We start from the raw sequence: 23,663 nt of genomic DNA on the forward strand, positions 1-23,663 counted from the left end.
CTGCCGCTCACGGCACCGCCGACGACCGGACCCGCAGCCCGTCCGCGCCCCGTCCGGCATGCGCGGCGTCTGCGGCCCGTCCGGCTTTTGGGGCGAAACGGCCGCCGCACCCGCCCCGTTCGCATGTGACCTTCGCCGCTCCCGCCGCAAGGGGTGGGCAGCGTGGTTACCCGCAAGTAGCATGAGGGGGTGGCGCGCCGGTGGGCGTGCCCCGCAGCAGTGCCATCCCGCACCCTGGAGGAGAGCCACCGTGCCTCGTACCATCCGGGACGTCGTCTTCGTCGACGGCGTCCGCACCCCGTTCGGCAAAGCGGGCCCGAAGGGCATTTACCACGAGACCCGCGCCGACGATCTCGTCGTGAAGGCCATCCGGGAGCTGCTGCGCCGCAACCCGGACCTGGACCCCGCGCGGATCGACGAGGTCGCCATCGCTGCGACCACGCAGATCGGTGACCAGGGTCTGACGCTGGGCCGCACCGCCGGAATCCTGGCCGGCCTGCCGCAGTCCGTCCCCGGTTACTCCATCGACCGCATGTGTGCGGGCGCCCTGACCGCCGTCACCTCGACGGCCGGCTCCATCGCCTTCGGCGCGTACGACGTCGTCGTCGCCGGTGGTGTCGAGCACATGGGCCGCCACCCCATGGGTGAGGGCGTGGACCCGAACCCGCGGTTCGTGTCGGAGAAGCTGGTCGACGAGTCCGCCCTGTTCATGGGCATGACCGCGGAGAACCTGCACGACCGCTACCCGCAGATCACCAAGCTCCGCGCCGACGAGTACGCGGTCCGCTCCCAGGAGAAGGCCGCCAAGGCGTACGCCGACGGCAAGATCCAGCAGGATCTGGTGCCGATCTCCGTCCGCCGCACGAACGCCGAGGCCGGCGAGACGGGCTGGGGTCTGGTCACCGCCGACGAGCCGATGCGTCCGGGCACGACCCTGGAGTCCCTCGCGGGTCTGAAGACCCCGTTCCGCGCCCACGGCCGGGTCACCGCCGGAAACGCCGCGGGCCTCAACGACGGCGCCACCGCCTCGCTGCTCGCCGCCGAGGACGTCGCCCGCGAGCTGGGCCTCCCGGTCAAGATGCGCCTCGTCAGCTACGCCTTCGCGGGTGTCGAGCCGGAGGTCATGGGCTACGGTCCGATCCCGTCGACCGAGAAGGCCCTCGCCAAGGCGGGGCTGACCATCGACGACATCGGCCTGTTCGAGATCAACGAGGCGTTCGCCGTCCAGGTGCTCGCCTTCCTCGACCACTACGGCATCGCCGACGACGACGCGCGCGTCAACCAGTACGGCGGCGCCATCGCCTACGGTCACCCGCTGGCCTCCTCGGGTGTGCGTCTGATGACGCAGCTGGCCCGCCAGTTCGAGGAGCAGCCGGAGGTCCGCTACGGCCTGACCACCATGTGCGTCGGCTTCGGCATGGGCGCCACGGTCATCTGGGAGAACCCGCACTTCGAGACCGCAGACGGAGGCAGCAAGTGAGCTCCACCACCGAGCTTCTGAAGGGTGCGGCCGAGCTGTTCCCCGGCGAGGTCGTCACGCAGGCACACGTACGCCACCTCGACCTGCCGGCCGGTGCGGGCCGCTTCGCCCTCATCACGCTGGACAACGGCCTGGACCACACCAAGCCGACCACCTTCGGACCGCAGTCGCTGGCGAACCTGAACGCCGCCGTCGACCAGGTCGAGAAGGAGGCGGCCGACGGTGCGATCACCGGTGTCGGGATCACCGGCAAGCCGTTCATCTTCGCCGTCGGCGCCGACCTCAAGGGCGTCGAGCTGCTGAAGAACCACGACGACGCGCTGGCCATCGGCAAGGGCGGCCACGACGTCTTCCGCCGGCTCTCCGGCCTCGCGGTCCCGACGTTCGCGTACTACAACGGTGCGGCGATGGGCGGCGGTGTCGAGGTCGGTCTGCACTGCACCTACCGCACCGTCTCCAAGGCGCTGCCCGCCTTCTCGCTGCCCGAGGTCTTCCTCGGTCTGGTTCCCGGCTGGGGCGGCTGCGCGCTGCTGCCGAACCTGATCGGTGCCGACCGCGCGGTCTCCGTCATCATCGAGAACTCGCTGAACCAGAACCGTCAGCTCAAGGGCAAGCAGGTCTTCGAGCTCGGGATCGCCGACGCCCTCTTCGACGGTGCGGACTTCCTGGAGCAGTCGCTGATCTGGACCGCGGACGTGCTGAACGGCACGGTCAGGGTGGAGCGCCCCGAGGTCGACCGCGGTGACGCCTGGGACCAGGCCGTCGCGCGGGGCAAGGCCATCGCCGACTCCAAGGTGCACGGCGCCGCCCCGGCCGCGTACCGCGCGCTGGAGATCATCGCCGCGGCGAAGGACGGCGACCTGGGCGCCGGCTTCGACGCCGAGGACCGGGCCCTGGCCGACCTGATCATGGGTGGCGAGCTGCGTTCGGGGATCTACTCCTTCAACCTGGTCCAGAAGCGCGCCAAGCGCCCGGCCGGTGCCCCGGACAAGAACCTGGCCCGCCCGGTCACCAAGGTCGGCGTCGTCGGTGCCGGTCTGATGGCCTCGCAGCTGGCGCTGCTGTTCCTGCGCCGCCTGGAGGTGCCGGTCGTGCTGACCGACATCGACCAGGAGCGCGTCGACAAGGGTGTGGGCTATGTCCACGCCGAGATCGAGAAGCTGCTCGGCAAGGGCCGCGTCAACCAGGACAAGGCCAACCGCCTGAAGGCCCTGGTCTCCGGTGTGCTGGACAAGGCGGAGGGCTTCTCCGACGCCGACTTCATCATCGAGGCCGTCTTCGAGGAGATCGGCGTCAAGCAGCAGGTGTTCGCGGAGGTCGAGGCGGTCGCCCCGGCGCACGCGATCCTCGCCACCAACACCTCGTCCCTCTCGGTCACCGAGATGGCGTCGAAGCTGCAGCACCCGGAGCGGGTCGTCGGCTTCCACTTCTTCAACCCGGTCGCGATCCTCCCGCTGCTGGAGATCGTCCGCGGCGAGAAGACCGACGACGCCTCGCTGGCCACGGCGTTCGGCGTGGCGCGGAAGCTGAAGAAGACCGCGGTGCTGGTGAAGGACGCCCCGGCGTTCGTCGTCAACCGCATCCTCACCCGCTTCATGGGCGAGATCCAGAACGTCATCGACGAGGGCACCCCGGTCGAGACGGCGGAGAGGGCCATCGAGCCCCTCGGCCTGCCCATGTCCCCGCTGGTGCTGCTGGAGCTGGTCGGCCCGGCCATCGGCCTGCATGTCTCCGAGACCCTGAACCGCGCCTTCCCGGAGCGTTTCACCGTCTCCGAGAACCTCGCGGCGGTCGTCAAGGCGGGCAAGCGCGGCTTCTACGTGTACGGCTCCGGGAAGCCGGAGCTGGACCCGGAGGTCGCCGCTCTCCTCAAGCAGGGCGACGCCGTCCTGTCCGAGGAGCAGGTCCGCGACCGCGTCCTGGACGCGGTGGCGCAGGAGATCGGTCTGATGCTGGACGAGGGCGTCGTCGCCGAGGCCCAGGACATCGACCTCTGCCTGATCACCGGCGCGGGCTGGCCCTTCCACCTGGGCGGCATCACGCCGTACCTGGACCGTGAGGGCGTCTCGGAGCGGGTGAACGGCAAGAAGTTCCTGGCGCAGGGCGTGGCGAGCGTTCCCGCGTAACACGGCGAGCTCGACGACGGAGGGTACGGCCCGGTGGACGGGACGTACCCTCCGTCCGTGTTGCCCGGGTCGTCCGGGCCCGACGGGGGCGATGACAGAATGTCCGACCTCACCCCAGGGGCGGACGACGTCCCCTCCCCGAGCAGAGACGGGTCACGATCAGGCATGGCGGGCACCGGAAGCCGCATCAGTCGCAGAGCGCTGCTCCTGGCGGGCGGCGGGACCGCGGTGGCGGCGGCCGGCGGCGTCCTGCTGGGCGGAGCTTCGGGTGACGGTGCGGGCGACGGACTGCCACCCGCCGGATCCGTCGGACTGTTCGACATCGGCACGGCGTCGGAACTGCTCCCGCCGAGCCCGCTGCACCATGTCTCGGGCCCGCAGTCGATCTCGTACGGCAGTGCGGCCGGCGAGGTGTACGCGCTCCAGGTCGTGCCCGCCTCCGTCCGGCTTCCCGACGAGGAGCGGCCTCTCGGCGGCCGGGCCCGGCGGCTGGCGGGCGACATGTGCGTGACGGCGCTCTCCCCGTCGGGGGAGGAGACCGGGCACATGTATCTGCGCGGCTTCGGTCACGGGATCTCGTTCGGGGTGGAGCACTCGGACGGGAACGTGGCTCTGTGGGTGGAGTCCGACGTGGACGGGCGGACCGGGTACGGGCGCGCCGTCGCCCGGGTCCCGTTCCACGACGGTGCGGTGCTCGACAGCGCGTCGCCCCGGATACGGCACCATCGCCCGCTGCCGAGCAGCCACAAGGTCCATCCGACCCTGGATCCGACGGGCCGCCGCCTTCTGGTCAGCCACTGGATCGGCCGGACCCATCACTACGCGGTCCACCGTGTGGAGGACTTCCTCGCCGGGCGGTACGCGCCGCTGCACCGCGTGAGGGACATCGCGCTGCGGGACGGCGAGACGTTCCAGGGCTGCGCCCTGTACGGGGATCACATCTACCAGCTGACCGGGAAGCCCTACACGGACGCGGCGGGCGACAATCCGCCCTCCTCCGGGGGCAACACCTACGTTTCGGCGCTCGACGTACGCAGCGGGCGGGCGGCCGGGCGCCGCAAGGTGACCGTCGCACCTGGGCTGGACTTCCGCGAACCGGAGGGGATCGCCGTACGGCCGGGCCCTGAGCCCCGGCTCTGTGTGGGCTTCTCGGTCAAGACTCCGGAGCGACGGAACCTGACGGTCTACTCGTGTCAGCCGTGACCGCGAGCCATGATCGACAAACGCGGCAGCCGAACACGCGAGCGAGTGTAACGGAGATCACAGTGCACTCCCTCCGTTCATAACTGTTCGGTATCCAGACATCGAATGTTCGACTTTTCGGCCAATGGAAGTTCACCAAAAGCGTCAGCAGTGTCTAAAGTTCGGTCGGATGCTTCACAAGTTCCTTACGCACCGTCCGCACCCATGTTCGATTGCGGTTCGGCCCCCACTGTGACGTGCGGCAGACCCTGTCCGCACTGGCGACGCAGCCATGCGCCGCACCCATGCACAGAAGGAGGAGTCGGCCGCTCATGGGCAAAGCACGACGTCAGGCCGCGTTGGGTTTTCTGATCACCGCAGCCCTGGTGCTCAGCTTCGTCGCCATGCTGGCGGCGGTGGTGATGGCCTCCTTGCCCGTCTTCGCCTGTGCCGCGGCGGTCAGCTACGCGGCCGACCTGCTCCTGCACACCTCCGAGTCCTCGACCCTCGACCGGCTCCGGGACTCGCGCTTCGGCCTCACCATCCGGTTCCTGATACGGCAGTTCCTGCTGCTGGCGCTCTGCGGCTCCATCAACAACCTCGACTCGTTCGTCGTCCAGATGACGTCCGTGGGGCTGCTGCTGCTCTTCGTGCTGCAGCTCGCCTACGGCGCCCTGCTCAAGCGGGTCAAGTCCGAACGAGCCGCGCTGCCCTTCACCACGCGCGGACTCGACCTGGACGCACTGGGGATCCGTCGGCTGCCGCACCCGTTCCTGATGAACAAGCACGTCCGCAAGATGCTGCACCTGGACATCCCCCTGGTCGGCGGCGCGATCGGCACGATCGCCACCGACCGGTGGGAGTACGTGACATACGGCGCGATCGCCTCGGTCTGGTTCGCGTTCGTCGCCTTCCTGGTCCTGGTGCCCGGGGCACGGAACGCGCTCGTCCTGCCCACGGCCGACGACGCCATCGACGAGCTGAACTGGCAGCTGCGGCAGTACCGGCCGCAGGTCGCTCTCTACTTCACCTTCGCCGCCGTCTCCAGGGACTTCATGTACCAGGTGAACATGTGGCTGGAGTCGCTGGAGTCGCTGGATCTGCGTCCCATCATCGTGCTGCGCGAACGGGCCACCCTGAGGTACCTGGACGCCACCTCCGTACCGGTCGTCTGCGTCCCGAAGGCCGAGTACCTCGCCCGTGTGGAGATGCCCGAACTACGGGTGACGCTCTACCCCGGCAACGCCGGCAAGAACGTGCACATGCTCCAACGGCACGAGGTCAAGCACGTCTTCATCGGTCACGGCGACAGCGACAAGCTCGCCAGCAGCAACCGCGTCAGCAAGGTCTTCGACGAGATCTGGGTGGCCGGACGGGCCGGGCGGGACCGCTACGAGCGCATCAAGCACGCGGTCACCGCCCACCAGATCGTCGAGGTCGGCCGGCCCCAGCTGATGCCCCTGCACCGCTGGACCGGCTCCGTCGGCCAGGAGATCCCGACCGTCATCTACGCCCCCACCTGGGAGGGCTGGACCGACGACGCCTGCTACACCTCGGTCATCCCGGCGGGCGAGCACCTCATCCGGACCCTGCTCGCGCACGAGCGGCAGCTGCGCATCATCTACAAACCGCACCCGCTGACCGGCACCCGCTCCCCCGCCGCCGCGGCCGCGCACCGGCGCATCATCGCGCTGCTCCAGGACGACAACGCCCGCCGGTTCGGCCGGAAGATCCTGGACTCGAAGACCGCGGCCCGTCGGCTGGCCCGTATCGACAAGCGGCTCGCCGCACTCCAGGAGCGTGGCGTCCGCTCGAAGTACCCGGACCTGACCGAGGAGGAGCGGACCACCCGGATCCGCAAGTTCCGCGACCAGGCGGGCACCCTCTACTGGGACTCGCTGCCCGTCGACGCGCACCACGTCGTGACGGACAGGGTGCCCACGCTGTACGACTGCTTCAACCACTCGGACCTGTTGATCGGCGACATGTCGAGCGTGGTCTCGGACTTCGTGGCCACCCGCAAGCCGTACGCCATCTTCAACCTGGAGGGGCTGCCGGACGCGGAGTTCCGCAACGAGCAGCGCACGGCGTACGCCTCGTACCTGCTCGACTCCGAGTGCAACGGCCTGGAGACGGCGCTCTCCGCGATGTTCTCCCTGGACCAGGACGTCATGGCCCCGTACCGGGAACAGCTCAAGGACTATCTGCTCGGGCCGGACAATCCGCCGTCGACCGTGCGCTTCGCCGACGCCGCGAAGGATCTCTATCTGCGCGGCCTGCGGGACTTCCCCATCGAGTACCCGGAGCAGCCGGGATTCCCCGAGCCCCAGCCGCACCAGCCGGTCTGAGATCCGCCGCCGCACGCCCGTCACCCCGCCCCGCCCCGCCCACAGGAAGCAGCAGACCTTGACCATCCGTGCCTCCCGTCGCCGTACCGTCGCCGTCGTCCTCGCCGGTGGCACCGGGCAGCGCATCGGGCTCGCCACCCCGAAGCAGCTGCTGAAGATCGCCGGGAAGTCGATGCTCGAACACACCCTGCACGTCTTCGAGAACGCCCCGGACATCGACGAGGTGGTGGTCCTGATGACGCCGGACCATGTCGCCGACGCCGAGAAGATCATCGCGAAGGCCGGTCTGCGCAAAGTGTCCCGGGTGCTCGCGGGCGGCAGTACCCGGAGCGGGACCACACACCTCGCGATCGAGGCGGTGGCCGCCGGGCTCGACGGTGACGAGGACTGCAACCTGCTGTTCCACGACGCGGTGCGTCCGCTGCTGTCGCAACGCGTGGTCGAGGAGTGCGTACGGGCGCTGGAGCGCCACCGGGCCGTCGATGTGGCGATCCCCTCCTCCGACACCGTGATCGTGACCCGGACGCACGGCGACGACGGCGAGTTCATCACCGAGGTGCCCGACCGCGGACGGCTCCGCCGCGGCCAGACACCCCAGGGCTTCCGGCTCTCCACGATCCGCCGGGCGTACGGGCTCGCGGCGGCCGACCCGCTGTTCCGGGCCACCGACGACTGCTCGGTCGTCGTGAAGTACCTGCCCGACGTACCCGTGCACGTGGTCATGGGCGACGAGCACAACATGAAGGTCACCCAGCCCGTCGACGTCTTCATCGCCGACAAGCTGTTCCAGCTGGCCTCGACGACCGCTCCGGCGCACGGCTCCGGGACGTCCTACCGGGAGCGGCTGGCCGGGCGGACCCTCCTGGTGTTCGGCGACGCGTACGGGATCGGCGCCGACATCGCGCGCATGGCCGAGGAGTACGGGGCCCGGGTGTACGCCCTCGGCCGCTCCGCCACCGGCATCCACGCGGAGAACCCGCAGGAGGTGGAGGCGGCCTTCGCCAGGGCGTACGCGGAGACCGGCCGGATCGACCACGTCGTCAGCACCGCGGGCGTCCTCCCGATCGGCCGGCTCGACGAGACCGACGGCGCCACGATCCGCGAGGCGCTCCGGGTCGACTACCTCGCCCCGGTGAACATCGCACGCACCGCGTACAAGTACCTCGCCGAGACCGCGGGCCGGCTGCTGCTCTTCACCTCGGGCAGCTACACCCGCGGGCGCGCCGAGTACAGCATCTGTTCCTCGGTCGAGGCGGCGATGGTGAACCTCACCCAGGCGCTGTCGGAGGAGTGGGCCGAGGACGGCATCCGGGTCAACTGCATGAATCCGGCACGGACCGAGGCACCCGGGCGGGAGCCCACCGGTTCGTCGCCCGCCTCGCGGGAGGTCGCCCGCAGCTCGCTCGACGTCCTGCTCTCCGACATGACCGGCCAGGTGATCGACGTGCGCCGGCCGGGCCCGGCCCCGACGCCCGGCTCGGCATTCGAGTCCGCCCTGTCGCAGGTGCTCGACGACTCCGGAAGCCGACCCGTCTGAACCTCGTACCGGAGACCGGCGCCCACGGAATTCGGAGCTGAAGCCGCCACGGCCACGGATCCAGGAGGACCCGCGTGAAGATCGCTTTTCTGATGTACAGCGCCTACGGACAGGCCGGTACGTCCGTCGCCACCCAGACGCTGGCCAACGCGCTCGCGGCCCGGCAGCACGAGGTCGAGCTGGTGAGCCTGTTCCAGTACCACGACGTCCCGCCGCTCCGCTTCGGGCCGGGCGTCACCCTGCGCACGCTCGTGGACACCCGCGGCGGCTCGCCGGACCTGGAGAACCCGCTGCACTCGACGGCGTCCCAGCACTGCACGGGTTTCAAGGCCGACGACAAGAACCGCTACAGCCGGCTGATGGACGAACGGGCCGCCGCCTATCTCCAGAGCTGCGACGCCGACGTCGTCATCGCCACCGCCCCCAACACGGTGTCCCTGCTGACCGCTCTGGGGACCGGGCAGTACATCGCGCTGGGTCAGGCGCACACGCACTACCACCACCAGACCGCGGCCTCGCGGAAGATGCTGGACGCCGCGATTCCGCGGCTGGACGGCTTCGTCACCGTGACGGCGAAGGACGCCCAGACGCATCGGGACGCGTACGGCGCGGTCGGGACGGCTTTCCAGGCCATTCCCAACGCCGTCCCCGGCACCTTCCTGAGGGCCGACGTGCACGGCTCGCGCATCGTCACGGCGTCGGGCCGACTGGTCGACTGGAAGCGGTTCGACCTGCTCGTGAACGCCTTCGCGCAGCTCGGCGGGAAGCACCCGGACTGGACCCTGCGGATCTACGGGAGCGGCGACGAGAAGGGGAAACTGCGCAAGCTCATCGACGATCTCGGGGCGAACGAGCGCATCCTCCTCATGGGGCACACGAGGCAGCTGCGTGAGGAGCTGGCCAAGGCGGCGCTGCACACCTCGACCTCGACGGACGAGACGTTCGGCCTGACCATCGTGGAGGCCATGACCTGCGGTGTGCCGGTACTCAGCACGGCCGGCCCGCACGGCCCGTCCGAGATCATCTCCGACGGAGTGGACGGCGTGCTCTCGCCCGTGGGCGATGTGGACGCGTTCGCCGAGAACTTGGACCGGCTGCTGAGCGACGCCGAACTGCGCGTGCGGCTGGGCTCGAACGCAGTGGAGAAGTCCCGGCACTACAGCAACGAGTCGCAGGCGCAGGCGTACGAGTCGTACCTTTCGCGTCTGCTCACGGCGCGCGCCTACCGGCCCGAGGCACTGTGCCGGGCCACCCCCGCGGGGGACCTGGAGTTCGCGGTCGATCCGGCGCGGGCGCCGGGCAGCCGGTTCACCGTGCTGTGCGTCAACGCGGCGGACGGGCGGCAGGCGCTGCTGGCGGCGCAGGCCGAGCAGACGACCGACGGGCGCCTGTACGCCTGCGTACCGGCGCAGCTGCGGCTGGCCTCCGGGACGTGGAACGTGCTGCTGCGCCGCGAGGACGACGGTGTCATGCGCCGGGTGAAGGTCGACGAGCTCCAGCAGTCGGCGAATGCGCTGATCTCCTCCCCGGCCCAGGCCGGCCCGGTGCGGTTCCGCACGTTCAGGCGTTCCGAGGACGGGGGCTTCCTCCAGATCGTCTCGCGCGAGTTCCCCGCTCATGCGGAGGTGCTGTCGGTGGAGACGAGCGGCTCGCATCTCAGCGTCCGGTGCTACGTGCTGGGCGTCCCCTCGGTGCCCGGCGGTCCGCAGGTCGACCTCGCCGGTCACGGCGCGCAGGTGATCGCGCAGAGCCGGAAGAACGCGGACTCCTGCTTCACCGTCCCGTGCGCGTTCTCGGACGGCGGGGCCGTCTTCACCCTCGATCTCCATCAGTACGCGGACCGGATGATCGACGTCGACACCATCTGGGACCTGTCGCTGAGCATTCCGGGAAATCTGACGGTGACGGGCGAAGCGCACCGGCTGCGGCTGGGGCGGTTCGGCGACGAGATCATGCAGCGCAAGCACATCCACGTCTATCCGAAGAGGACCGTCACCACCGCGGAGGGACGCTCGGTGACCTTCAACCCGTACTACACCGACAGCAATTACCTGTCGCTCGGGCTGAAGTCCGCCTCCTGAGCCATGAATCCGCCCGTGGACGTGAACGGGGCACCCACCGCGGTGGGTGCCCCCGGTCCGTGCGGTCCTCGCGACTCAGACCCGCACCGAACGTTCCAGCGCCAGGCCCGGCTCACGGTTCTGCCGGGCGATGTGCAGAGCGCCGTCCTCACCGATCAGCGCGAGCACCACGCGGCCGTACGCGTCGTACGCGAGCGCCGGTCCGCCCGTACAGCGCTCGCCCGTCGGCGACCACCACACGCCCGCCCCCTCATTCTCCGTACCGCAGGCGGTGAGCATGATCTGGCCCTCGGGGTCGCGATGGGCCAGTACGGTGCAGTCGTAGCCGTCCAGCATGGCGCGCAGCGCCGCCACGGGGCCGTTCGCGGCGGAGCTGTTGAGCGGGATCGCCCAGGTGCCGGGGCGGTGCGCGACGACTCCGCCGGTGGCCTCGTCGGCCCAGTAGTACGTCACCCTGTCCGGTGCGGTCTCCAGGGCCGAGGCAGTGCCCGGGACCTGGGCGAACGGTATGTCCTGGTCCTGCGTGAAGGCGCCGCCGGACTCGTTCTGGCTCCAGCGCATCGCCCGCCCCTCTCCCGGGACGAGCGCCTCGACGCGTCCGGAGGCGGTGGCGGCCACGGCCGCCCCGTCCCGGAGCCGCCCGCCCTTGAGGTCCTGCCAGCCCTCCCATTTGCCACCCGGCTTCTCACGCCGCAGCGCGAGCCTGCCGTCGGCGTTGCGGACGAAGACGTGCAGCAGCCCTTCGGCGTTGACGACGGCCGTCGGCGCCCCGAGCCGGGCCGCCTTCTCGCGGTCCTTGTGCGGATTGCCGAGGGAGTGCCACGCGGTGACGGGGCGTCCGGACTGGAACTGGGTGGCGTGCACGAGGTCGACGACGGGTCCCGCGTCCTTGCGCACCGTGCGACGTCCGGTGAAGTACACGAAACCGTTGGGGCCCTGAGCCACCGACAGCCGGGTCAGGCCGGCCGCCGGGAAGAGGTCCGGTCCCTCCCAGTCGGGGCCGCCGGGACGGACCTCCGTCCAGCGGAGCATTCCCTCGTCGCAGAGCGCGTAGGCGGTGAGCCTGCCGTCCTTGCCGAGCACGAGCCAGCGGCCGTCGGCAGTCGCCCGCGCCGCTCGCTCCCTGCCTGCGTCGTGGGCGTCGGCGCCCGGAATCGGGGCCCTTCCCCGGGCAGCGCGCCTGGATCTGACCGGCATGACGTGAAGTCGTCCTTCCCCATGGTTCCTCGGCCCCGGCATCGGAGGCCGTTTCGGCTCTCCGGCACGCAAGGGGCCGAACCCACCCATCATAGATTCCTGGTTCGCCCCGGGAACCAGCGCTCCCCCGGCATCGGTGGGAGCCCGCCGGACAACCGCCCTGTCACAGAAGGAATAACAATTCGATTCCGGAGTTGAAGATCGTGCGAAGGATTACACAGGATTCGAAAACCTGTCTATAGTGCACGCTCAGCCCCCCACATGCGTGGACCGGCCCCACCCGAGTCCCCAGCCCCATCGGCCCTTCCGCGGCCACGAGATCAAGGGACTCGCAGGATGAGCCATGACGTCGTTCCCCCCGGCCCGCACCCGTCACGGCGGGCCGATTCCCGTAAGAAGGGGCGCAGCAAGGACGCCGGGAGCGGACGCCCCCGGCGCCGTACCGGCCGCATTGTGCTGATCAGCCTGCTCGTCCTGGTGCTCGCCGCCGGCGGCACCCTCTACTGGCTGTACAGCCGCCTCGACGGGAACATCAAGGGCGTCGACATCGACAAGGCGCTCGGCGACGACCGGCCCGAGAAGCTGCCGACCAGCGGTCAGAACCTGCTGGTTCTCGGCTCGGACTCGCGGGCCGGCGCCGAGAACAAGGAGCTGGGCGGCGGCGGCGACGTCAGCGGCGCCCGGTCCGACACCGCGATGGTGGTGCACATACCCGAGGGCCGCACCCAGGCCGTCGCCGTGTCCATACCCCGTGACACCCTGGTGACCCGGCCCGAGTGCACGAAGGCCGACGGCTCGACGGTGCCGTCGGCGAACCGCGTGATGTTCAACTCCGTCTACTCCCAGGTCGGCCCGGCCTGTGTGGTCAAGACCGTCGAGAAGATGTCCAAGGTCCGGATCGACCACTACCTGGAGATCAACTTCGCCGGGTTCAAGGATCTGGTCGACGCGATAGGCGGCGTCACCGTCGACGTACCGCAGGACATCGACGACAAGTCCTCCGGTCTCCACCTCACCAAGGGGACGCACAAGCTCGACGGCACCCAGTCACTGGCGTACGTCCGGACCCGGCACGGCATCGGGGACGGCAGCGACCTCGGCCGGATCGGTCTGCAGCAGCAGTTCCTGCTCGCCCTGCTGAGCGAGGTCAAGTCACAGGACCTGCTGGGCAGTCCGACCAAGTCGTACAAGATCGCCAACTCCGCCACCAAGTCGCTGACCACCGACTCCGGGCTCGCCTCGTTGACGTCCCTCGCGGATTTCGGCCGGTCGATGAACGGCGTGAACCCGAACACCATGGAAACGATCATGCTTCCGGTGGCGTACGACAAGCAGGACCCGAACCGGGTGGTGGCGGCCCAGCCCCAGGCCGGTGAGTTGTGGAAGGCCATCCGCGACGACGCCACGATCCCGGAGTCGGCGAAGAAGTCCCCCGCCACCGGCGGCTGACGGGGCGTCGGCGGCCGGCCCGTGACACGCTTGCGGCATGCCGACCGAACGGACCCTGGTGATCGTGGACGCGGCCAACGTGGTCGGGTCCGTCCCCGACGGCTGGTGGCGGGACCGGCGTGGGGCGGCCGAACGGCTGCGGGACTCCCTGGTCCCGTTCGCCGCGGCCGGTCTGCCGGGGTGCCCCGGACCCGTCGAGCTGGTGCTGGTCGTCGAGGGCGCGGCTCGCGGCATCGGATCGGTGCCCGGGGTGCGGGTGGAATCGGCATCCGGGAGCGGCGACGACCTGATCGTGGAGCTGACCGGGGCCCGCGGGGAACGCGCCTGTGTCGTCGTCACCGCCGACCGCGAGCTGCGGCGGCGGGTGATGGAGTACGGGGCGCGGTGCGTGGGGCCCCGTACGGTGCGGCCGTCGCGCACCCCCTGAGGTCCTCCGTCCGGATCAGGCCGCCCCGCGTGATCCGGGCGGGAGGTCCTGGCCCCCGCCGAGCGGGACGTTGATCCGGCTGTGTCCACGCCCGTACGCGAAGTAGATGATCACGCCGATGAGCATCCAGAGGGCGAACCGCAGCCAGGTCTCGGCCGGCAGGTTCAGCATCAGCCAGACCGAGGCCGCCACCGAGAGGATCGGGAGCAGCGGCACCCACGGGGTGCGGAACGCGCGGTGCAGATCGGGGCGGGTCCGGCGCAGCACGATCACGCCCAGGGCGACGACGACGAAGGCGAAGAGCGTGCCGATGTTCACGAGCGTCGCCAGTTCGTTGATGCTCGTGAAGCCCGCGACGATCGCGATGACCACGCCGAGCAGGATCGTCGGGCGGTACGGGGTGCGGAAGCGCGGGTGGGTCACGGAGAAGAACCTCGGGAGCAGCCCGTCGCGGCTCATCGCGAAGAACACCCGGGTCTGGCCCAGCAGCAGGATCAGACAGACCGTGGTGAGGCCGATGGCGGCTCCGAAGCTGATGAACCCGGCGTAGACGGGGTGGCCGACGGCCTTGAAGGCATCGGCCAGCGGAGCCTCGACCGACAGATCGCTGTAGTGCTGCATGCCCGTGACCACCAGCGAAACGGCCACGTAGAGCACGGTGCAGATGAAGAGCGAGGCGAGGATGCCACGTGGCATGTCACGTTGCGGAACCTTCGTCTCCTCGGCGGCGGTGGCCACCACGTCGAAGCCGATGAAGGCGAAGAAGACGATGGAGGCGGCGGTGAAGATGCCCATGACGCCGAAGTTCGTCGGGGCGTAGCCGAACATCAGCTGGATCAGCGGCGCGGTCAGGCCGGAACCGGAGGGCTGCGGCTGTGCCTCGGGGATGAAGGGCGAGTAGTTCGCGGCCTTGACGAAGAACAGTCCGGCGACGATGACGATCAGGACCACGGCGATCTTGATGGCGACCACGATCGTCGTGACCCGGGCGGAGAGCTTCATGCCGAGCACCAGCACGACGGTCAGCACGAGCACCAGCGCGAAGGCCAGGATGTCGAAGCCGAATCCTTTCGCCACATCCGTTCCGGAGAGCACTTCGGGCATGGTCCAGCCGAAGTTGTCCATCAGTGAGCGGACGTAGCCGGACCAGCCGACCGCCACCACCGCCGTGCCGAGCGCGAACTCCAGCACCAGGTCCCAGCCGATGATCCAGGCGACGAGTTCGCCGAGCGAGGCGTACGAGAAGGTGTAGGCGGAGCCGGCGACGGGGACGGTGGAGGCGAACTCGGCGTAACAGAGCGCGGCCAGGGCGCAGACGATGCCGGCGACCACGAAGGCGAGGGCGGTGGCGGGCCCCGCCGTCTCCTTGGCCACCTTGCCGGTGAGCACGAAGATGCCGGTGCCGATGATGACGCCCACTCCGAAGACCGTGAGGTCCAGCGCGGAGAGGGACTTCCTGAGTGCGTGCTCCGGCTCCTCGGTGTCACGGATGGACTGCTCGACCGTCTTGGTCCGGAACAGTCCGTCCCTGCTGGGTGGTGTGTCCTGCTGGGCAGTCACCGGCGTACCTCCACGCACTCGTCGTGAACGCCATGATTGGGACCGCCCCGGCGGCGAAGGGCCGCTATCGGGAGATTTCACACGAACGGGCCGGTCGGACCACCCTTACAGGGTGGCCGACCGGCCCATCGGCCGTAACGCCGTTCGCTCGTACGGACCCGTGCTCCGCGGGTCAGTCGCGGACGGGTTCGATCACGGCCTCACTGTCCGCGCCCGTCTCGTAGCGGCCGTCCAGCTTGGCGACGAGGCCGGTGACCTGGCGGGCGATGTCCGGTGCGGTCAGCCCGATCTCGGCCAGGACCTCCTTGCGGGAGGCGTGGTCGAGGAAGCGCGGCGGGATGCCGAAATCACGCAGCGGTACGTCGACCCCGGCGTCGCGCAGCGCCTGGGAGACGGCGGAGCCCACGCCCCCGGCCCTGCTGTTGTCCTCGACCGTGACGACGACCCGGTGCTGCTCGGCGAGCGGGGCCATGGCCTCGTCGACCGGCTTGACCCAGCGCGGGTCGACGACCGTCGTCGAGATGCCCTGGGCATCCAGCAGATCGGCGATCTCCAGGCACATCGGGGCCAGCGCCCCGACGGAGACCAGCAGGACGTCCGGCTGGGCGGTGCCGGGCTCACGCAGGACGTCCATCCCGCCGACCCGGCCGACGGCCTTGACGGCAGGGCCGACCGCGCCCTTGGAGAAGCGCACCACGGTCGGTGCGTCGTCGACCTCGACGGCCTCGCGCAGCTGGGCGCGGACCTGGTCGGCGTCGCGCGGTGCGGCGATCCGGAGCGTCGGCACGCACTGCAGGATCGACATGTCCCACATGCCGTTGTGCGAGGCGCCGTCGGTGCCGGTGACACCGGCCCGGTCCAGGACGAAGGTCACACCGCACTTGTGCAGCGCGACGTCCATCAGGACCTGGTCGAACGCGCGGTTGAGGAAGGTGGCGTACACCGCGAAGACGGGGTGCAGTCCGCCGGTGGCCAGGCCCGCCGCGGAGACCGCGCCGTGCTGTTCGGCGATGCCGACGTCGTAGATCCGGTCCGGGAACTCCTTCTCGAACCTGGTCAGACCGACCGGCTGGAGCATGGCCGCGGTGATCGCGACGATGTCCTTCCGTTCCTTGCCGAGCTTGACCATCTCCTCGCCGAAGACGGAGGTCCAGTCGAGGCCCGAGGTGGCGACCGGGAGGCCGGTGTCGGGGTGGATCTTGCCGACGGCGTGGAAGCGGTCGGCCTCGTCGAGCAGCGCGGGGGTGTAGCCGCGGCCCTTCTCCGTGAGGCAGTGCACGATGACGGGCCCGCCGAAACGCTTGGCGCGCTGGAGCGCGGACTCCAGGGCCTCGATGTCGTGGCCGTCGATGGGGCCGACGTACTTCAGGCCGAGGTCCTCGAACATGCCCTGCGGGGCGATGAAGTCCTTCAGCCCCTTCTTGGCGCCGTGCAGCGTGTCGTACAGCGGCCTGCCGACGACGGGGGTGCGCTCCAGGAGATCCTTGCCGCGGGCCAGGAAGCGTTCGTAGCCGTCGGTGGTGCGCAGTGTCGCGAGGTGGTTCGCGAGGCCGCCGATGGTGGGTGCGTAGGAGCGCTCGTTGTCGTTGACGACGATGACGAGCGGGCGGTCCTTGGCGGCGGCGATGTTGTTCAGCGCCTCCCAGGCCATGCCGCCCGTGAGCGCGCCGTCACCGATGACCGCGACGACGTGGTCGTCCTTGCCCAGCACCTCGTTGGCCTTGGCCAGGCCGTCGGCCCAGCCGAGCACGGTGGAGGCGTGCGAGTTCTCGATGATGTCGTGCTCGGACTCCGCGCGGGAGGGATAGCCGGAGAGGCCGCCCTTGCTCTTGAGCCTGGAGAAGTCCTGGCGGCCGGTGAGGAGCTTGTGCACATAGCTCTGGTGACCGGTGTCGAACAGCACCTTGTCCTTCGGCGAGTCGAAGACCCGGTGCAGGGCGATGGTCAGCTCGACCACACCCAGGTTGGGGCCGAGGTGGCCGCCGGTCTTCGATACGGCGTCGACGAGGAAGGTCCGGATCTCTTCGGCGAGCTGGTCCAGCTGCTCGGGAGCGAGCCGGTCCAGGTCACGCGGTCCACCGATGCGGGTCAGCAGAGCCACCCGTGCCTCCTTGCGTCTTGAGCTGGTCGAGCATGCCGATCCGATGAGTCTAATGTTCCGCTCGTCCTCCCGGGCATCGGGCATGGAGTGTGCTGTCCCACCCCGTGGCCCGGCACCCGGAAGTGCCCGGCGCCCGGTTCGGGGCGCCGGGCACAGGACCGTGCGGCGTGGTGGTTACGCGCGGCCCGCGGTCTTCTGGGTGCGACGGGAGACCGAGTCGATGACCACGGCGGCCAGCAGCACCGCGCCGGTGATCATGTACTGGATGGCGTTGGCCATGCCGATCATGTTCAGGCCCTGCTGGATCGACTGGATCACGATCATGCCGAGCAGCGCGGACCAGACCTTGCCCCGGCCGCCGAAGAGGCTGGTACCGCCGATGACGGCGGCCGCGATGACCAGCATCAGTGTGTTTCCGCCGCCGACGCTCTTGGTGGCGCCGCCGGAGAGGCTGGCGATGAAGAGTCCGCCGAAGGCGCCCAGCATTCCGGAGAGCGCGAAGACGGTGATCCGGATCCGGTCCACATCGATACCGGCGCGGCGCGCGGCCTCCGGGTTGCCGCCCACCGCGAAGACCTGGCGGCCGAAGGTGGTCCGGCGGGCCACGAAGTCCGCCACGACCAGCACGGCGAGGAAGAGCACCAGGGCCAGCGGCAGGCCGCGGGCGCCGGAGGGCTCGTTCAGGACGTACGCGACGGCGAAGCACAGGATCGCGACGATGCCCGTGCGGAGCAGGACCTCGGTGGTGGGACGCGCCGGCAGGCCCGCGGCCCCGCGGCGCCGACTGTCCATCAGGAGCGAGGCGGCGTAGGCGAGGACGGCGACCAGAGCGACGCCGTACGCGACGGCCTTGTCCTCGAAGAAGTAGTTGGTGAGGTTCTCGACGATGCTGCCGGACGGTGTGTTGATCGAGCCCTCACCGCCCATCATCCACTCCTGCAGACCGCTCCAGCCGAGGAAACCGGCCAGGGTGACGACGAAGGCCGGCACCCCGATCTTGGCGAAGAAGAAGCCGTGCAGTGCGCCGAGCACCAGCCCGGAGAGCACCGCGACGAGCACCGCCGACCAGTCGTTCCAGCCGTGGTTGACGTTGAGCACGGCCCAGACGGCCGCGCCGACACCGGCGACCGAGCCGACGGACAGGTCGATCTCGCCGAGCAGCAGCACGAAGACGATGCCGACCGCCATGATGCCGAGGCCGGAGCTGTAGACGGCGACGTTGGCGATGGAGCTGGCGGAGAGGAAGTTGCTGTTCTGGAACTGGAAGACGATCGCGATGACGATCAGGCCGACCAGGACCGGCAGTGAGCCGAGCTCGCCGCCGCGCACCTTGCGGGTGAACTCGGACCAGTAGCCCTTGAAGCCCTCCTCGCGGACGAGCAGGCGCGGGTCCACCGCGGGGGCTGGGGCCGCCGACGGCTCGGCCGCGGGTGTCGCCGCGGGCTTGTGATCGGCGGTTTCGGGGGTCTTGGCGAGGTCGCTCACTTCGCGTCCTCCTTCGTGGCTGTGCGGGCCTGGCGGCGCGTGACGGCGTTGTCCGTGGCACCGGTGATCGCGGAGATGATCTCCTCGTGGGACGTGGTCGCCATGTCGAAGACTCCGTTGTTGCGGCCCAGCCGCAGCACCGCCACCTTGTCGGCGACGGCGCGCACGTCGGCCATGTTGTGGCTGATGAGGATGACGCCGTGGCCGCGCTCGCGCAGCCGCTCGACGAGGTCGAGGACCTGGGCGGTCTGCTCGACGCCGAGGGCTGCGGTCGGCTCGTCGAGGATGACGACCTTGGGGTCACCGATCAGGGCGCGGGCGATGGCCACGACCTGGCGCTGGCCGCCGGAGAGCGAGGCGACCGGGATACGGACGCTGGGAATCCGGATGGACAGCGTGTCGAGCAGTTCCTTGGCGCGCTTCTCCATCCCGATCTCGTCGAGGACGGAGGCCTTGCGCAGTTCGCTGCCGAGGAAGAGGTTGGCGACCACATCGAGGTTGTCGCAGAGCGCCAAGTCCTGGTAGACGGTGGCGACTCCGAGTTCCTGGGCGTCGTTCGGCCGGTTGATGCGGACCGGTTCGCCCTCCCACTCGATGGCGCCTTCGTCGATCGGGTGGACACCCGAAATGGTCTTGACGAGGGTCGACTTGCCGGCGCCGTTGTCGCCGACCAGGGCGACCACTTCGCCGGAGCGAATCTCCAGGTCCACATCGGTGAGCGCCTGGACGGCGCCGAACCGCTTGGAGATTCCGCGCAACGCCAGCACGGGCGTAGCGGACACGTGAATCATCTCCTTCGCCGCCTGACCGGCGGGGATGGTGCTGCTGAGCACAGGGGCGGTGCCGGTCACCGGGCCGCCGGGAAGAACGGAACGTCTCCGGGGCCGCCTCGGAACGTCGTCGCCGGGGGACGACCACGCGCCGAGACCGCGCCCGGTAAGGAGTTCCGTGCCGGCCGGGGCCTCGCGGGGCGCCCCCGAGGGCAGCCGCGTGCGGTGACCGGAACCGGTGGGAAGTCCGGCGCCCGCCCCTGCTGCGGGGCATGTGACGGGGCGGGCGCCGGACCGGACCGGGGTGACGTCTGCCGGCGGGTGACTACTTGACGCCGGCAGCGTCGCAGGCCGCCTTGTACTGGGCGGTGCAGATCTCCTCGATCTTGTAGACCTTGTCGGCGACGATCGTGGAGGCGATGTTCTCCTTGGTCACGACCGAGGCGTCGTACAGCTTGGACGGGGTGCCCTTGAACTCGCCCGAGAGGCTGTCGACCTTGACCGGGGCCAGGTCGTCGATCTTCTCGCCCTTGAGCAGCCGGACGGCGATCTCGGCGGTGGTCTCGGCCTCCGGCTTGATCTGCTTGTAGATCGAGAAGGCCTGCTCGCCCGTGAGGATGCGCTGCAGACCGGCGAGCTCGGAGTCCTGACCGCCGACCGGAACCTTCACACCCTGCTTCTTCAGGGCCGTGATGATCCCGCCGGCCATGCCGTCGTTGGCGGAGTAGACACCCTGGAAGCCGTCCTTGCCCAGGGAGTCGATGGCCGCTCCCATCTTCTTGTTGGCCTCGTCCGCCGACCAGTCCGGGATGTCCTGCTCGTAGACGACCTTCTTGACCTGCTTGTCGAGGACGCTGTGCGCGCCCCTCTTGAAGAAGGGGGCGTTCGGGTCGGTCGGCGAGCCGTTGATCATGACAACGTTGCTGTCCTTGGCCTTGGCGCCCATCGCCTTGACCAGCGCCTCGCCCTGGAGCTGGCCGATCTTCTCGTTGTCGTACGACACATAGGCGGAGATCGGGCCCTCGGCGAGACGGTCGTACGCGACGACCTTGACGCCCTTCTTCGCGGCCTGCTGGACCCAGGACTTCGCGGCCTTGTAGTCGACGGTGTCCAGGATGATGACCTTCACGCCCTGCGTGACGAGCGCGTCGAACTGCTTCTTCTGGGTCTCGCTGTCCTGCGCGGCGTTGTTGTACTTGACTTTGCAGTCGGAGCACAGCGCCGTGATCTTCGCCTCCATGATGGGGCGGTCGAACGTCTCGTAACGCGTGGTCTTGTTCTCCGGCAGGAGCAGACCGATGGTCTTGCTGTCGCCGCCGCTGCCGGAGTCCTTGTCGTCACCGGCCTTGCCACAGGCGGCGAGGGAGACGGCCATGGAGACTGCGGCCGTGCCTATGACGATGCGTCGCGTCGTTGCGTTCATGCGGGTTGCCTCCCTGACGAGGCCGCGACGTCGCGGCCGAGGTGGCTGGAAGTCAACTCGGCTGCGACGGCAGCGTCAAGGAGTAAATCCTTAACGAGATGACAACGGTGCCATCCGTTATCTAAGTGAAGGCAGGGGTGGCCGTCGACAGGGTGCTTTCCAAAAGGGTCGAATCCCCCATCTCGCTCAGCACCAGCGCCAGCGCACCCAGCACCTCGGCCCGGCCGCCGAGCGCTCCGGGCAGCACCGAGAGCTGCCGGGCGGCGCTCGGAATGGCGTAGCGGGAGACCGAGTCACGGATGGGCGCGAGCACCAACTCGCCCGCCTCGGCGAGCGAACCGCCGAGCACCACCCGGCTGGGGTTGAGCAGATTGCAGAGATTGGCCACCCCGCTGCCGATGTGCCGTCCGACGTCCCCGACCACCCGACGGCAGCCCGGATCGCCCTCACGGGCCAGCTGGACCACCCGTTCCATGGTGAGGCCGGGCCCGTGACTGGGCTGGAGCAGCGGCAGCACGTAGCGCGCGGCCGTGAAGGTCTCCAGGCATCCCCGGTTGCCGCAGCGGCACACCGGGCCCGATTCGTCGAGCGTGATGTGCCCGATCTCGCCGGCCGTGCCGCCCGGCCCCCGGTAGATGTGCCCGTCGATCACCAGACCGGCCCCGACCCCGCTGGCGACCTTGATGTAGGCGAGGTCCCTGACCCCCCGGCCGCTCCCCCACACCAGTTCGCCGAGCGCCCCGAGGTTGGCGTCGTTGTCGACGTACACCGGCACTCCGAGCCGGCCCGCGAGCTCCTCGCTGGGGTTGATGCCCGTCCAGCCCGGCAGGATCGACGTGGAGCCCAGCGTGCCGGACTCGACGTCGATCGGGCCGGGAACGCCGAGGCCCACCCCGATCACCTTCTCCGGGCTGATCCCGGTCGTCTCGATGAGCCGCTTGACCAGCCGCTCGGCCCGGCCGAACCCCTCGGCCGACGAGGCGTCGACATCCAGCGGCTCGGACTCCTCGGCGAGCACCTGGTGGGCGAGATTGCCGACCGCCACCCTCAGATGCGTATGACCGAAGTCGACCCCGACCACGATGCCGGCGTCGCCGCTGAGCGAGACGCTGCGGGCCCGGCGGCCGCCGGCCGAGGTGGGGGTCACCTCGACCGTGCCGCCGTCCTTCAGTTCGCGAACGATGTTGGAGACGGTGGCCGCTGACAGGCCGGTGCTCCGTGCGATCTCCGCCTGGGTGAGCGAACCGGCCATGCGCACCGCGCGCACGACCCGCTCAAGGTTGGCGCGATGCAGAGATGTCTGCGACCCCGGAGTCTCCATCGACGCTCTCACTCCTACCGTTTTCTCTAACATGTGAACTCTAAGCTGACCGTTTTGGGGTACTCCCCGTCAAGACCTTGAGCATGCGAAGCCTCGGATGAGCACCGTGCCCTCACCTGGGCGGTCTTCCGCACATGACGAACCGCCCGTCGGCGCGTGGCCGGCGGGCGGTTCGGATGCCTACGGAGGTGACGGGCGCTACTTCACGGCACCCGCGGTGAGGCCCGCCACGACCTGCCGCTGGAAGACGATGTAGGCCGCGAGGACCGGCAGCATCGCCATCACCAGACCGGCGAAGAGACCGGACCAGTCACCCTTGTATCCCTGGCTGTTGGCCAGTTCGACCAGCCCCTGGGAGAGCACCCGGTGGTCCGGATCGGTGTTCAGCACGGTCGGCAGCATGTACTGGTTCCACTGCCCGAGGAAGTTGAAGATACCGACGCTGATCAGGCCGGGCTTCGCCATCGGCAGCATCACCTGGAAGAACGTCCGGCTGTGGGAGGCCCCGTCGAGCATCGCCGCCTCCGCCACCGAGGTCGGCAGCGTCCGGAAGAACGAGGTGAGGAAGAAGACGGTGAACGGCAGCGAGTACGCGATGTAGACCATGATCAGTCCGTGTCGCGTGTTCAGCAGGGCCATGTTGTTCATGACGAAGAACAGCGGGACCAGCGCCAGGATGATCGGGAAGCTCATCCCACCGATGAACAGGTAGTAGAGGAAGCGGTTCCCGGGGAAGTCGAACCGCGCCAGTACGTACGCCGCCATCGACCCGAGCAGCAGAGTCCCGACGAGCGAACAGCCCACCACCACGATGGTGTTGAAGAAGTAGTCGCTCATGTGCGCCTGGCTCCAGGCGCGCGACCAGTTGTCGAAGTGCAGCTTGTCGGGGAGCGCCAACGGCGTCGACAGGATCGAGTCGTCGGACTTGAACGACGACATGACCGCCCACAGCAGCGGCATGACGACCAGGATCGCCCAGATGATCAGCACACCGTGCGAGAAGACATTGAGGACCTGGCCCTCGCTGCTCTTCTCCTTGCCGACGGCGGCGGGCGCCTTGGACACGGGGGCCGGGTCCGCCGCCGGAGCGGGGGGAGCGGTGTCAGTGGTCTTCACGTGTACTCACCTCGTACTGTCGAGCCGGACGCGGAGGCCGACCTGTGGTGCCTGCTGGGG

16 protein-coding genes are annotated in these 23,663 nt (G+C 69.4%); 8 read left to right on the plus strand and 8 right to left on the minus strand.

Features of this window, described 5'->3' with window-relative positions; genetic code table 11:
* The first annotated feature begins 250 nt into the window (after positions 1–250).
* From ACIQCZ_RS34205 to ACIQCZ_RS34230, 6 genes are all read left to right on the plus strand, one after another.
* Positions 251–1,480: a thiolase family protein gene (locus ACIQCZ_RS34205; RefSeq protein WP_402288421.1), complete on the plus strand. Its 1,230-nt coding sequence runs from the start codon at positions 251–253 to the stop codon at positions 1,478–1,480.
* Positions 1,477–3,606 carry a 3-hydroxyacyl-CoA dehydrogenase NAD-binding domain-containing protein gene (locus ACIQCZ_RS34210; RefSeq protein WP_402288424.1) on the plus strand — a complete coding sequence of 710 codons (2,130 nt, stop codon included), beginning with the start codon at positions 1,477–1,479 and terminating at the stop codon, positions 3,604–3,606. Before ACIQCZ_RS34205 ends, ACIQCZ_RS34210 begins: the two co-directional genes overlap by 4 nt.
* A gap of 165 nt (positions 3,607–3,771) precedes the next feature.
* Positions 3,772–4,809, plus strand: coding sequence for a signaling protein (locus ACIQCZ_RS34215; RefSeq protein WP_402288427.1), 1,038 nt, complete (start codon positions 3,772–3,774; stop codon positions 4,807–4,809).
* 311 nt (positions 4,810–5,120) lie between these two features.
* On the plus strand, positions 5,121–7,136 hold the full coding sequence (locus ACIQCZ_RS34220) for a hypothetical protein (RefSeq protein ID WP_402288429.1): 2,016 nt from the start codon (positions 5,121–5,123) through the stop codon (positions 7,134–7,136).
* A 58-nt stretch (positions 7,137–7,194) separates the two neighbouring features.
* Positions 7,195–8,673, plus strand: coding sequence for an SDR family NAD(P)-dependent oxidoreductase (locus tag ACIQCZ_RS34225; protein ID WP_402288432.1), 1,479 nt, complete (start codon positions 7,195–7,197; stop codon positions 8,671–8,673).
* Between the two features lie 74 nt (positions 8,674–8,747).
* A complete protein-coding gene (locus tag ACIQCZ_RS34230; RefSeq protein WP_402288434.1) occupies positions 8,748–10,754 on the plus strand; it encodes a glycosyltransferase in 2,007 nt (668 codons plus the stop codon).
* Between the two features lie 75 nt (positions 10,755–10,829).
* Here the strand turns inward: ACIQCZ_RS34230 and ACIQCZ_RS34235 are convergent, their stop codons facing one another.
* Complete coding sequence (locus tag ACIQCZ_RS34235; RefSeq protein WP_402288436.1) at positions 10,830–11,951, minus strand: hypothetical protein; 1,122 nt, start codon at positions 11,949–11,951, stop codon at positions 10,830–10,832.
* 336 nt (positions 11,952–12,287) lie between these two features.
* Between ACIQCZ_RS34235 and ACIQCZ_RS34240 the strand changes: the two genes are divergently transcribed.
* Together ACIQCZ_RS34240 and ACIQCZ_RS34245 are read left to right on the plus strand one after the other, a co-directional pair.
* Positions 12,288–13,400 carry an LCP family protein gene (locus ACIQCZ_RS34240; protein ID WP_402288437.1) on the plus strand — a complete coding sequence of 371 codons (1,113 nt, stop codon included), beginning with the start codon at positions 12,288–12,290 and terminating at the stop codon, positions 13,398–13,400.
* Positions 13,401–13,437: 37 nt separating this feature from the next.
* A complete protein-coding gene (locus ACIQCZ_RS34245) occupies positions 13,438–13,827 on the plus strand; it encodes an NTP pyrophosphohydrolase (protein ID WP_402288439.1) in 390 nt (129 codons plus the stop codon).
* A 15-nt stretch (positions 13,828–13,842) separates the two neighbouring features.
* On the opposite strand, the gene ACIQCZ_RS34250 is transcribed toward ACIQCZ_RS34245, so the two are convergent.
* The 7 genes from ACIQCZ_RS34250 to ACIQCZ_RS34280 all read right to left on the minus strand — a co-directional run bounded on the left by ACIQCZ_RS34250 (position 13,843) and on the right by ACIQCZ_RS34280 (position 23,603).
* Positions 13,843–15,387, minus strand: a complete 1,545-nt coding sequence (locus ACIQCZ_RS34250) for an amino acid permease (protein WP_402288441.1) — start codon at positions 15,385–15,387, stop codon at positions 13,843–13,845.
* A gap of 172 nt (positions 15,388–15,559) precedes the next feature.
* Entirely contained in the window at positions 15,560–17,488 is a 1,929-nt protein-coding gene (gene dxs, locus ACIQCZ_RS34255) for a 1-deoxy-D-xylulose-5-phosphate synthase (RefSeq protein WP_402288443.1), read from the minus strand.
* A 174-nt stretch (positions 17,489–17,662) separates the two neighbouring features.
* Positions 17,663–18,973: a sugar ABC transporter permease gene (locus ACIQCZ_RS34260; RefSeq protein WP_402288444.1), complete on the minus strand. Its 1,311-nt coding sequence runs from the start codon at positions 18,971–18,973 to the stop codon at positions 17,663–17,665.
* Positions 18,970–19,764, minus strand: coding sequence for an ATP-binding cassette domain-containing protein (locus ACIQCZ_RS34265; RefSeq protein ID WP_329819577.1), 795 nt, complete (start codon positions 19,762–19,764; stop codon positions 18,970–18,972). Before ACIQCZ_RS34265 ends, ACIQCZ_RS34260 begins: the two co-directional genes overlap by 4 nt.
* 304 nt (positions 19,765–20,068) lie before the next feature.
* A complete protein-coding gene (locus ACIQCZ_RS34270; RefSeq protein WP_402288447.1) occupies positions 20,069–21,166 on the minus strand; it encodes a substrate-binding domain-containing protein in 1,098 nt (365 codons plus the stop codon).
* 121 nt (positions 21,167–21,287) lie between these two features.
* A complete protein-coding gene (locus ACIQCZ_RS34275; RefSeq protein WP_402288450.1) occupies positions 21,288–22,487 on the minus strand; it encodes an ROK family protein in 1,200 nt (399 codons plus the stop codon).
* A gap of 198 nt (positions 22,488–22,685) precedes the next feature.
* Positions 22,686–23,603 (minus strand): carbohydrate ABC transporter permease, encoded by a 918-nt coding sequence (locus ACIQCZ_RS34280; RefSeq protein WP_402288453.1) that lies wholly within the window; start codon positions 23,601–23,603, stop codon positions 22,686–22,688.
* Positions 23,604–23,663: the final 60 nt, after the last annotated feature.

Source organism: Streptomyces sp. NPDC093149 (assembly GCF_044754145.1).
Lineage (GTDB): Bacteria > Actinomycetota > Actinomycetes > Streptomycetales > Streptomycetaceae > Streptomyces.

Coding starts and splice junctions, on each gene's coding strand:
- ACIQCZ_RS34270 (WP_402288447.1), bottom strand. CDS start 21,166: ATGAACGCAACGACGCGACGCATCGTCATAGGCACGGCCGCAGTCTCC.
- ACIQCZ_RS34235 (WP_402288436.1), bottom strand. CDS start 11,951: ATGCCGGTCAGATCCAGGCGCGCTGCCCGGGGAAGGGCCCCGATTCCG.
- ACIQCZ_RS34275 (WP_402288450.1), bottom strand. CDS start 22,487: ATGGAGACTCCGGGGTCGCAGACATCTCTGCATCGCGCCAACCTTGAG.
- ACIQCZ_RS34265 (WP_329819577.1), bottom strand. CDS start 19,764: ATGATTCACGTGTCCGCTACGCCCGTGCTGGCGTTGCGCGGAATCTCC.
- ACIQCZ_RS34240 (WP_402288437.1), top strand. CDS start 12,288: ATGAGCCATGACGTCGTTCCCCCCGGCCCGCACCCGTCACGGCGGGCC.
- ACIQCZ_RS34215 (WP_402288427.1), top strand. CDS start 3,772: ATGGCGGGCACCGGAAGCCGCATCAGTCGCAGAGCGCTGCTCCTGGCG.
- ACIQCZ_RS34245 (WP_402288439.1), top strand. CDS start 13,438: ATGCCGACCGAACGGACCCTGGTGATCGTGGACGCGGCCAACGTGGTC.
- ACIQCZ_RS34220 (WP_402288429.1), top strand. CDS start 5,121: ATGGGCAAAGCACGACGTCAGGCCGCGTTGGGTTTTCTGATCACCGCA.